The sequence below is a fragment of the Kitasatospora sp. NPDC001159 genome (genome assembly GCF_053598235.1).
In genome coordinates this window covers 1-9,605 of record NZ_JBSFJV010000168.1, presented here as the reverse complement: position 1 = coordinate 9,605, position 9,605 = coordinate 1, and the positions used below count along the sequence as shown (strand labels likewise).

General features: G+C 71.3%; 9 protein-coding genes and 2 pseudogenes. 6 read left to right on the top strand and 5 right to left on the bottom strand.

The annotated features are described in order from the left end of the window. Positions 1–122 precede the first annotated feature (122 nt). Both ACWC9T_RS39250 and ACWC9T_RS39245 read right to left on the bottom strand, forming a co-directional pair. Positions 123–599 (bottom strand): hypothetical protein, encoded by a 477-nt coding sequence (locus ACWC9T_RS39250; protein WP_449825828.1) that lies wholly within the window; start codon positions 597–599, stop codon positions 123–125. Positions 600–631: 32 nt separating this feature from the next. Beyond that, the gene (locus ACWC9T_RS39245) at positions 632–1,303 is read right to left on the bottom strand and encodes an LPXTG cell wall anchor domain-containing protein (RefSeq protein WP_449825826.1); all 672 of its coding nucleotides are present in this window, start codon (positions 1,301–1,303) and stop codon (positions 632–634) included. A 210-nt stretch (positions 1,304–1,513) separates the two neighbouring features. On the opposite strand from ACWC9T_RS39245, the pseudogene ACWC9T_RS39240 reads away from it, so the two are divergent. The 4 genes and pseudogenes from ACWC9T_RS39240 to ACWC9T_RS39225 all read left to right on the top strand — a co-directional run. Next, positions 1,514–1,690: pseudogene (locus tag ACWC9T_RS39240) on the top strand (IS256 family transposase); the annotation flags it as partial. A 489-nt stretch (positions 1,691–2,179) separates the two neighbouring features. Further along, complete coding sequence (locus ACWC9T_RS39235; protein ID WP_449825825.1) at positions 2,180–2,569, top strand: hypothetical protein; 390 nt, start codon at positions 2,180–2,182, stop codon at positions 2,567–2,569. 47 nt (positions 2,570–2,616) lie between these two features. Next, the gene (locus ACWC9T_RS39230) at positions 2,617–3,324 is read left to right on the top strand and encodes a transposase (RefSeq protein ID WP_449825824.1); all 708 of its coding nucleotides are present in this window, start codon (positions 2,617–2,619) and stop codon (positions 3,322–3,324) included. A gap of 122 nt (positions 3,325–3,446) precedes the next feature. Beyond that, positions 3,447–4,073 (top strand): annotated as a pseudogene (locus ACWC9T_RS39225) (transposase domain-containing protein); the annotation flags it as partial. Positions 4,074–4,199: 126 nt separating this feature from the next. Here the strand turns inward: ACWC9T_RS39225 and ACWC9T_RS39220 are convergent. Continuing rightward, the gene (locus tag ACWC9T_RS39220; protein WP_449825823.1) at positions 4,200–4,667 is read right to left on the bottom strand and encodes a DUF6194 family protein; all 468 of its coding nucleotides are present in this window, start codon (positions 4,665–4,667) and stop codon (positions 4,200–4,202) included. A gap of 32 nt (positions 4,668–4,699) precedes the next feature. Here ACWC9T_RS39220 and ACWC9T_RS39215 point away from each other — a divergent pair, with 32 nt between their 5' ends. Beyond that, positions 4,700–5,467 (top strand): MerR family transcriptional regulator, encoded by a 768-nt coding sequence (locus ACWC9T_RS39215; protein ID WP_449825822.1) that lies wholly within the window; start codon positions 4,700–4,702, stop codon positions 5,465–5,467. 178 nt (positions 5,468–5,645) lie between these two features. Then, positions 5,646–5,885: a hypothetical protein gene (locus tag ACWC9T_RS39210; protein ID WP_449825821.1), complete on the top strand. Its 240-nt coding sequence runs from the start codon at positions 5,646–5,648 to the stop codon at positions 5,883–5,885. A 21-nt stretch (positions 5,886–5,906) separates the two neighbouring features. Here ACWC9T_RS39210 and ACWC9T_RS39205 read toward each other — a convergent pair whose 3' ends face one another. After that, a complete protein-coding gene (locus ACWC9T_RS39205; protein ID WP_449825820.1) occupies positions 5,907–6,092 on the bottom strand; it encodes a hypothetical protein in 186 nt (61 codons plus the stop codon). A gap of 369 nt (positions 6,093–6,461) precedes the next feature. Then, a partial coding sequence (locus ACWC9T_RS39200) for a non-ribosomal peptide synthetase (protein ID WP_449825819.1) occupies positions 6,462–9,605 on the bottom strand: 3,144 nt, incomplete at its 5' end.

Here is a 9,605-nt window from a genome sequence, read left to right as displayed (position 1 = left end):
CTTTCCCTCCCCGACGCTCTACCTATCTACGGCTCTTCTTACCACACCGACCCCGGCCGGCGCCCCACGCGCTGCGGGGCGGCCGCCCGCGCGGCCGCCCCTCTCCGTTCACGTTCGCCGGATCACCAACCGGCGCTCTCGGCACCGGACTTCGCCATCGAGGAGCCGGTCCTCCCGGACGCGGACCCCGGGTCGGAACTGGTCCGGATCAGCGGCGTCGCGGCTGGGCCGATCACCTCCGACGCCTTCGACACCTCCGACGCCTCGGGCCCGAGCGCGTCCAGCCGCAGGACGAGATTCCGCGGCACGCCCGAACGCGGGTGGCCCGGCCAGTGGCAATCCGTCGCCCGGACTTCCCGGGTACGGCGGCCGCCCGCCGTGGTCACCGGCCCGGGCACCACCTCGGCGTCCGGGCGCCATCCGCGCCCTGGCCACAGGTGCTCCAGTCGCAGCTCCCAGGCGTCCGCGTTGACGACCAGGGACTCCCCCACCACGCCGGCCAGCACCAGGGTCCCGTAGGGGGTGCGGACCACCGCCCGCTGGTCGAAGTCGGCGTCCTTGCCGACCACCGTGATGCGCCACGCCCCGTCGACGAACATCCCGCCGCCCCTTCCGAGGTTCCGACCGGCCGTCAGGCCTTGCGGCGGGCGGCGACCCGACGGCCGGCCACGACCAGCCCGGCACCGGCGGCCAGGGTGGCGGCGCCGGCCACCGCGAGGGTGGTGCTGCCGCCACCACCGGTCTGCGCCAGGGCCGGCGCGGCGCTCGCGCTCGCCGAGGGCACGGCCGAGGGCTGCGCGGCGGGCGAGGACGGGGTCGCCGACGGGGTGCCGCTCGGGGTCAGTGTGGCCGCGCGGCTCGACGTCGGGGTCGGCGTGGACGGCTGGGTCGGCGTGCCCGTCGGCGTCGGCGTGCCCGGCGGGACCGGTGGGGTCGGGGTGGTGGTCGGGGTGGCAGACGGGCAGAGCGGGACATCGGCGACGTGCTTGTCGACGTGGGTGTCCGCCAAGGTGAACCGCCAGTCGTCCCCGTGGCCCGAGTAGCTCACGGTCACCTTGACGGTGTCGTGCGCGCCGAGCGTGCCGTGGTACTCCTCGCTGCCGCCGATCAGGCTGAGGGTGTAGTCGCCCGCGGCCTTGTAGTTGTTGCCGAGGACGAGTTCGACGTGTCCGGCGTCCGCCCGGCAGCCGACCGTCAAAGAGGCATCGCTCGGGTGCCAGGCGAAGGCTTGCCCGGTGCCGGCCAGTGCCAGGGCGGCGACCGCGCCACTGGTGACCGCGGCAGCGCGGCGTACGTGCTTCATCTGTGCTTCTCCTCGGAGGGTTCAGGGGGTTCGTGGCGGTCACGAGAGCCGCCCCGCACGCCCCGTCCGTGGGAAGCGGTGGGCACCCGAGGCGGCGGACGACCGTAGCGGGCCGTCACCGTCAAGTACGGCCTGCAGAGCTCCCCGGGTTCACCGGTTGCGCCGGTGAACGTCGAGAACTGTCATCGGAGGTGAACCGCGACCGCGCTGGTCCGGGCCCGCGGCCACTTCCCGACCGAGGCCGCCGCCCTCAAGTGCGTGTACATGGCCTTGATGAGCCTGGACCCGACCGGAAAGGGCCGCACGAGGTGGATCATGCGCTGGAAGGCGCCGCTGAACGCCTTCCAGATCGCCTTCGAAGGCCGCCTCATCCTCGACACCCACTGACCGTTCAACAACCAAGATCAGCCGTTAAGTTGACACTCTCGCGGGGCCTGGTCAGTTGACTGCAAGACTCGTTGAGTGGCTCGACTCGGCGAGGGCATATCAGGAGCAGCAGTCGTGTGCCTGACGGCGAAGGCGGGTACGGCCCTTCATGCGCACACCTCCGCCATGACCACTTGAGTCCGCAGGGCCGGTGCGTGAACCATCGGGTCGGGTGCCGCATCGTCCTGGTGTGGGGCCCGTTCCGGGTGGTGCTGTGCGAGGGAGAGCAGGGGACGGATGACAGGTGAGGTGATCGGCGTCGGGCTTTGCGTGTTTGCGGGCCTACTGTGCCTGTGGAGTGGCGTGCGGGAGATGTGGCTGCAAGCGCGGCTGCGTCGGTACGGCGTTCACGCCGAGGGGGTGGCCCTCTGTGACAGGTTTGGGTGAGACGTCCCGCTTTGGCGGGTTTGCGTAGCCTGAGAGGGCGAGACACAGGAGTACCACCCAGTAATGACCAGCACCACCACCCCCGACGGTATCGACCCGGCCGGGAAGCCGAAGCGCCGCACGTTCACCGCCGAGTACAAGCTGCGCGTCCTTGACCAGTACGAGACCGCCGCTTCCGGAGCCGAGCGCGGCTCCCTGCTGCGGCGCGAGCGGCTGTACCACTCGCACATCCAGGAGTGGCGGGCCGCCCGGGACGCGGGGGCACTGGAGCGGCTGGCCGACCACCGCAGGAGCCCCGCCCGGCCGAAGAAGTCCGCGGCCGAGATCGAGAACGAGAAGCTGCGGCGGGAGAACGAGCGGCTGAAGAAGGAGCTCGCGAAGAACAAGGCCGCGGTGGAGGTCCTGGGAAAAGCTGTCGCGCTCTTGGAATCGGTCTCCGAGAGCGCGGACTGAAGCACGTCCTGGACTCCCATCTGCCCGCGGTTGTCGACGAGTTGGCGGTGCACACGGGCATCGTGGCCGCCTGCCGGCTGACCGGCCGCTCGCGCGCCACCCACCACCGCCACCACCACCCCGAGCCGCCGAAGGCCAAGCGCCCGAGACCGGCGCCGCCTCAGGCACTGTCGGCCGCCGAACGCGCCGCCGTGCTGGAGTTGATGGACTCGCCCGAGTACGCCGAGCTGCCGCCGGCACAGATCTGGGCACGGGAGCTGGACGCCGGGCGCTACCACTGTTCGATCCGCACCATGTACCGCGTCCTGGCCGCCGCCGGGCAGAACGGCGAGCGCCGCCGCCAGGCCACGCACCCGCCCAGGACCATCCCCGAACTCATCGCGACCGCCCCCTCCCAGGTGTGGTCGTGGGACATCACCCGCCTGCCCGGCCCGGACAGGGGCATCTGGTACCACGCCTACGTGATCATCGATATCTACAGCCGCTGCATCATCGGCCACACCGTCGAGCGCGCCGAATCGGCCGAGCGGGCCGAGGAGTTGATCCGGGAATCCATCGAGCGCAACGGAGTGATCCCAGGGACGGTCCACGCTGACCGTGGTACCTCGATGACCAGCAAGAAGGTCTCCCAGCTGCTGATCGACCTCGACGTGGCCCGCAGCCACTCCCGGCCCAAGGTCAGCAACGACAACCCCTACAGCGAGGCCCGGTTCAAGACCACCAAGTACGCCACCGACTACCCCAAGGCCACGTAGTTAAGCCGATGCTCCGGCTGTCAAGTCCGGTGCGGATTCTGGGGCTTGCGGTAGGCAGACGAACGGGACCTGCGGTAGAGCAGGGAAGCCGACCAAGGTCTTCCCACTCTCGCGAGGTCCCGTTGCCCGATAAGTGTCTCACCGCCACCGTCATCCGCACCGTCACGGTCGCCGCCGGCTCGCTGGCTCCTGGCCATCTCGGTGAGCTGACGCGCCATGTCCCGTTCGAGCTGGTCGACGCCGTCGTCGAGGAGACGAACACCAGCTGTCGGCGGAGACGGCACCTGCCCTCCCGTGTCGGGGTGTACTTCCTGCTGGCCCTCACGCTCTTCTGCGGCCTGGGCTACCAGCGCGTCTGGGAGAAGCTGTGCGCCGGACTGGCCGGACTACCGCTCCACCATCCCTCGGAGAAGGCGCTGAGAGATCTTCGCCGTCGGCTGGGAACGGCCCCGATCAAGGCCCTGTTCGAAGCCGTGGCCGGGCCGCTGGCGCGCCCTGCGGTGCCCGGGGTGTGCTACCGGCACTGGCGTACGGTCGCCTTCGACGGCTGCAGTTCGATCCGGGCCGCCGACCGTCCGCGCGTCCTGGAGCGCCTGCGCAAGCCCCGCGGCCGGTGGGGCGAGGCGGGCCACCCCACCCTGCAACTGATGCCCCTGGTCGAGACCGGGACCCGTGGTCTGCTCGGCGCGGTGTTCGGCTCGACCGCCACCGGCGAACTCACCTATGCCCAGCGTCTGCTGCACCTGCTGACCCACGAGATGCCGCCTTCTCTGGGGGTGACCGTGTGGCGCGAGGCGAGTAGAGACCACTTTGTGCAGCTCAGCTCTAGTGTGATCGACAGTATCGTGTGCAACACCTGTGGCGCCAGAGCTGCATCAGGCAGGTCCTGGTTCGTGTCGCCGCGCGAACCGCGCACGAGCAGCCTCGTGAGCGCTGCGTAGTAGCTGAACAACCGTGTCCGTCGTCCTCTCGCCGGGATTGACGACGGAGATCCAGCCGAGCGCCCCGTATACCGGGTGCGGCATCACTGTGTCGGCGGCTTCGTAGTCGCGAGGGCGGCTGATGCTGCGTGGTTCCTCTCCAGTGAGCTCCTGGAACGTCGCACGGTCGACGTGGACGTTCACGCGCCAGCGGCCCGGAGGGTCGAGGTCAGAAGCGTCGTCGTCGGGGTAGTTCTTGGTGACGATCGTCCCGTAGGGCTGAACGTTCTTGGGTATCTGGCCGTCGGGGGCGTAGTAGAAGAACGCGTCCCCCCACGCCAGCTCGGGGAGGTCGCCTCCCGGTTCCGGGACAAGCACGAGCGCGCCGTCGAGGCGTCGCACGGTCGCGATGATCTGTTCCATACTCATGGTTCAAGCATTACCTTCAAGTGCTTATGTGGGGTTGGCCGGTGGACGAGACCACGAGCGGATCGCGACGAGTACCGCTAAGGACCGTCGATGTCGCCAGAGAGTCGGGGTACTCGCTGCAACTGGTTCGCGACCTGGAGCGGCTGGGAGTCATTCCCCCAGCCACTCGATCGAGCAACGGCTACCGCTCATACACATCAGCTCACGTGCATGCTCTTCGCGCCTATCGCGGACTCGCCGGTGCTGTTGGGCCTGTCGAAGCACGGCAGATGCTCGCGGAGCTGCGGACGGAGACGATCACGGCGGCAGCCTCGGCAATCAGCGCGGTACACGTTCGGCTCGCGCGGGAACGGGACGAGGCTCTGCGTGCTCAACAAGCGTTGCGTGCGATCCAGGATGAGACGAACCCACCCGAGTCCGAGCAGGAGAGTGACGCGATGACGATCACGCAGCTAGCCGCAGCGCTCGATGTCCGTCCCTCAACCCTGCGGTTCTGGGAGCAGGAAGGGCTCGTCATCCCCGAACGAGTGACGTCACTGCGAGCACGTCGATACGGTCTTTCAGCAATCAGAGCGGCCCGGATCGCCGCGGCCCTCCGCGGCACCGGTTACGGCATTCCCGCAGTGCGCGACATCATGGTCTCCCTGCGCCAGCTCGACGGCCGGGGAGAGACCCAACGCATCCTGCAACAACGTCTTGACCAGATCGCCACGCGGACCGTGGCACTGCTTCGAGCGGGTGCAGACTTGGCAGCCGTTGTCACGTCCGCTCAGGAAGCGCCGATCGCCCGATAGACCCGGACCGCCTCGCGTGCTGACGATCCGGGTCGGTGACTGACTCAGCCGCGCTGGTTCAGAGCTCTGGAGAGGCCACGGTTGGCCTCCCTCGCGGCATCGAGATCGGATCGGGCCTCCTCCAACGCCGAGGTCGATCCCCGACTGGATCGGGAACGGCGGCGCGGTGACGGCCTCGGTGATCGAGACGCTGCCGATCGCCGTCACCGTCGGCTGTCAGGGCGGCGGTTCGGTGCAGGTGCACGTCGGCGGTCTGGCTCCGGCCGACTTCACGGTGCAGTGCCCGGTGGACTCCGTCGGCGTCGGCTCGGTGGACATCCCCACCCGTCCCGGCCGGGACTTCCAGTTCACTGTGCACACCTCGGACCCGTCGATCCACTGGGGTATCAACGCCCTCCAGATCCGCTCTGCCCACTGACCCGGATCCCGGGCCCCGGGCTCAGCCCCGGACGCTCCGGGGGCCGGTGACGGCCGCACCCAACGCGTCTACCCGGCTGCGCAGTTCGCGGTCGGCGGTGACCACCACGCAGACCCGCGCCGGATCCTCGGCGCGGGCCTCGCGGACCCGCTCGACGCCTACGCCCGGCACTACAACCACCATCGCCCGCACCAGGCTCGAGGCCAACTCCCTCCCCTCGCCCAAGCGCACCCAATGCCCGTGCCCACCCGGTACGTGGCCTGACCAGCAGCGACGAGTTTCCGAACGCCACAGGCTCGGACAGCAGGACGGGCCGGAGGGCTTCCTTGCAGGCCTGGTGGAAGGAGCCGGTCCACTCGGCGGTGGTGAGGTGTACGAGGGACAGTGGCGGCCCGGCGGGCGGGACGCGAGCGGCCCCGAGGTGGTCGCCGGCCAGGGCCCGGCCTGACCGACATCGCCGCGGCCCGCCCAGGGCAGCGCCCACCGCGCTGTCCTGGGCGGGCGCTATGCGGCCCGCACGCTGTCCTGCTCCGCTGACACCGCATGGAGCGCCTACGGGCGGACGCTCCAAGTCGATCAGCTCCCGGACCGCGGGGTGGGGTCCGCGAGGGCGGCGCCGATCAGCGGTGCCGCCGCAGCGCCCATCATGTCGGCGTGCCGGCACGGGACGTCGATGTTGTGCACCGTCCCGGTGGCGTACTGCTCCCAGGCGCCGGCGGTGGGCGCCCCGGCGTGGCGTTCGAGGGCGGCAGTAAAGAACAGCACGTCGCCGTCGAACACGGCCGGCGTGTGGGCACCGCCGAGGCGCGCGTTGTGGACCAGGGTGCGCGCGGCCGCCGTGACGTTGGCCGCCGTCAGGCCGCCCGCGCCACCCTGCTCCGCCACCAGCAGGGAGACCTCGGCGACGGTCCACTTCTCGGTGGGTGCGGCGCCGGTCTGCGGAACCAGGCCGAGCGCGTCGACGATGTCGGCGAGCGCCGCAGCATCGTCCAACTCGGCTTCATCGCTGGGTGCTTGGTCTGGCTGTGGGTAGCAGTCCAGCAAGACCAGGGAAGCCACCTGCTGGCCGGCGCGCTGCAATTGGACGGCCATCTCGTGCGCGACCAGGCCGCCGAAGGACCAGCCCAGCAGGTGGTAGGGGCCCTCGGGCTGGACCGTGCGGAGTTGTGCCAGGTAGTCGGCCGCCATGTCGGCGAGGTTGGTCGGAAGACCGTCGGTCTGGCGCAGGCTGCGCGCCTGCAGTGCGAACAGTGGCTGGTCATCGTGGATTTCGGCCGCCAATGTGCGGTAGGACCAGCCGAGCCCGAAGCCGTGGTGGACGCAGAACAGCGGCGGTCGGGTGCCGGTGGCACGCAGCGGGAGCAGCACGTCCAGGGCGGCGCCCGCCGTGCCGTCGTCCAGGCGGCGGGCCAGCTCGGCGACGCTGGGAGCCTCGAACAGGTCGCGCACCCCGACCTCGGTGCCGAGGGCGGTCCGGATCCGGCCGACCAGCCGGCTGGCGAGCAGCGAGTGCCCGCCCAGCTCGAAGAAGCTGTCGTCCGCACCGACCCAGGGCAGGCCGAGGACCTCGGCGAAGAGCAGCGCCAGCAACTCCTCCCGCGCCGACGCGGGCGCCCGGCCGGCGGGCCCAGCGGTGTACTCGGGGGCGGGGAGCGCCTTGCGGTCCAGCTTGCCGTTGGGTGTGCGCGGCAGGGCGTCGAGCACCACGACGGCGGCGGGGACCAGGTGCTCGGGCAGCCGCTCGCGCAGGAAGGCGTGCAGCGCGGCGCCGTCCACGGCGGAGGCCGGTACGGCGTAGCCGGTCAGCCTCCGGTCGCCGGGCGTGTCCTCGCGGACCGTCGCGGCCGCCTGCGCCACATTCGGGTGGGCGGCCAACGCGGCCTCGACCTCGCCGAGTTCGATCCGGAAGCCACGGAGCTTGACCTGGTCGTCGGTGCGCTCGACGTACTCCAGTTCGCCGTGCGCGGTCCAGCGGACCAGGTCGCCGGTGCGGTACATCCTCTCGCCGGCCTCGAAGGGGCAGGCGACGAACCGCTCCCCGGTCAGCCCCGGCCGGCCCAGGTAGCCGCGGGCGAGCCCGGCTCCGGCCAGGTACAGCTCGCCGGTGACGCCGGGCGGCACCGGGCGCAGCGCCGAGTCCAGCACGTATGCACGGGTGTTGGCGATCGGCCGGCCGATCGGTGCCGGGGTGCCGGCTCTGTCGAGCGGCTCGCCGACAGTGGCGCACACCGTGGCTTCGGTGGGCCCGTACTCGTTGAGCAGGCGGCGACCGGCGGACCAATGCGCGGCAAGTGCCGGCGGGCAGGGCTCGCCGCCTACGGCCAAAGTGGACAGCCGCGGCAGGACGGTGCCGGGCGGCAGGGTGCCGAGTCGGGTCGGGGTCATCAGCGCGTGGGTGACGGCCTGCCGGCTCAGCAGCCGGGCCAGCTCCTCGCCGGTGCCCGAACCGCCGTCCGGCAGGACCAGGGCAGCGCCGGCGACCAGGGCGAGGAGGACCTCGCCGACGGAGACGTCGAAGCCGGCCGGGGCCAGCTGCGCGACCCGGCTGCCGGGCGCGGTGCCCAGCTGGGCGGCGTGCGCGACGGCGAGGTTCACGGCGGCGGCGTGGGTGACGGTCACGCCCTTGGGCCGGCCGGTGGAGCCGGAGGTGTGGATGACGTAGGCCGGATGGGCGGGGAGCAGCAGCGCGGTGCGGTCGCGGTCGGTGAGATCCGCGGCGTCCTGCCGCGCCAGTGCCTCGGCGGTCGCCGGACTGTCCAGCAGCAGCTGGGGCAGCTCGGCGGGGAGGACGGACCGGGCCGGGCGCGAGGTGATCGCCAGCGCGGGCGCGGCGTCCGCCACCAGCTGGGCGATCCGCTCGGTGGGGTAGGCGGGGTCGACGGGCAGGTAGGCGGCGCCCGACTTGAGGACGGCGAGCAGCGCGACGACCAGGTCGGGGCCGCGGTCCAGCGCGACGGCGACGAGGCTCTCCGGGCCGATGCCGCGGGCGGTGAGGAGCCGGGCGAGCCGGTTGGCCCGGGCGTTCAGCTCGGCGTAGCTCAGCTCCTGGTCCCCGTCCTCGCCCGGCTGGACGAGGGCGACCGCGTCCGGGGTGCGGGCGGCCTGCGCCTCGATCAGCTGAGGCAGGTGGGTGTCCGGGACCTCGGCGGCGGTGTCGTTCCAGGTGGTGAGGATGAGGTCCCGTTCGGCGCCGTCGAGCACCTCGATGGTGTGGACGGGCTGAGTGGGGTCGGTGGTGACGGCCCGCAGCACCCGGGTGAACCGTTCGGCGATCGTCCGGGCGGTGGCGGGGTCGAACAGGTCGGTCGCGTAGACCAGTTCACCGCTCAGCCGGGTGGGCGAGCCGTCCGGCCCGGTGGTCTCGCCGAGGTTGAGGATCAGGTCGAACGCGGCGGGGTGGCCGGTGGGCAGGGGGGTGGCGGTGAGGCCGGGGAGGTCGAGGGCGGCCTGCGCGGTGTTCTGGAGGACGAGCATGATTTGGAAGAGGGGGTGGCGGGCGAGTGAGCGGGTGGGTGCGAGGTCTTCGACGAGGCGTTCGAAGGGGAGGTCTTGGTGTTCGTGGGCGGTGAGGGCGGTGGTGCGGACGCGGTCGAGGAGTTGGGTGAAGGTGGGGTTGCCGGTGAGGTCGGTGCGTAGGACGAGGGTGTTGACGAAGAAGCCGATGAGGTCGTTGAGGGCTTCGTCGGTGCGGCCGGCGATGGGGGTGCCGATGGGGATGTC

What these genes read in the sequence shown, in the direction of transcription:
- ACWC9T_RS39220 (WP_449825823.1), bottom strand. Translation starts at nt 4,667, where the DNA reads ATGGAACAGATCATCGCGACCGTGCGACGCCTCGACGGCGCGCTCGTG.
- ACWC9T_RS39215 (WP_449825822.1), top strand. Translation starts at nt 4,700, where the DNA reads ATGTGGGGTTGGCCGGTGGACGAGACCACGAGCGGATCGCGACGAGTA.
- ACWC9T_RS39235 (WP_449825825.1), top strand. Translation starts at nt 2,180, where the DNA reads ATGACCAGCACCACCACCCCCGACGGTATCGACCCGGCCGGGAAGCCG.
- ACWC9T_RS39250 (WP_449825828.1), bottom strand. Translation starts at nt 599, where the DNA reads ATGTTCGTCGACGGGGCGTGGCGCATCACGGTGGTCGGCAAGGACGCC.
- ACWC9T_RS39245 (WP_449825826.1), bottom strand. Translation starts at nt 1,303, where the DNA reads ATGAAGCACGTACGCCGCGCTGCCGCGGTCACCAGTGGCGCGGTCGCC.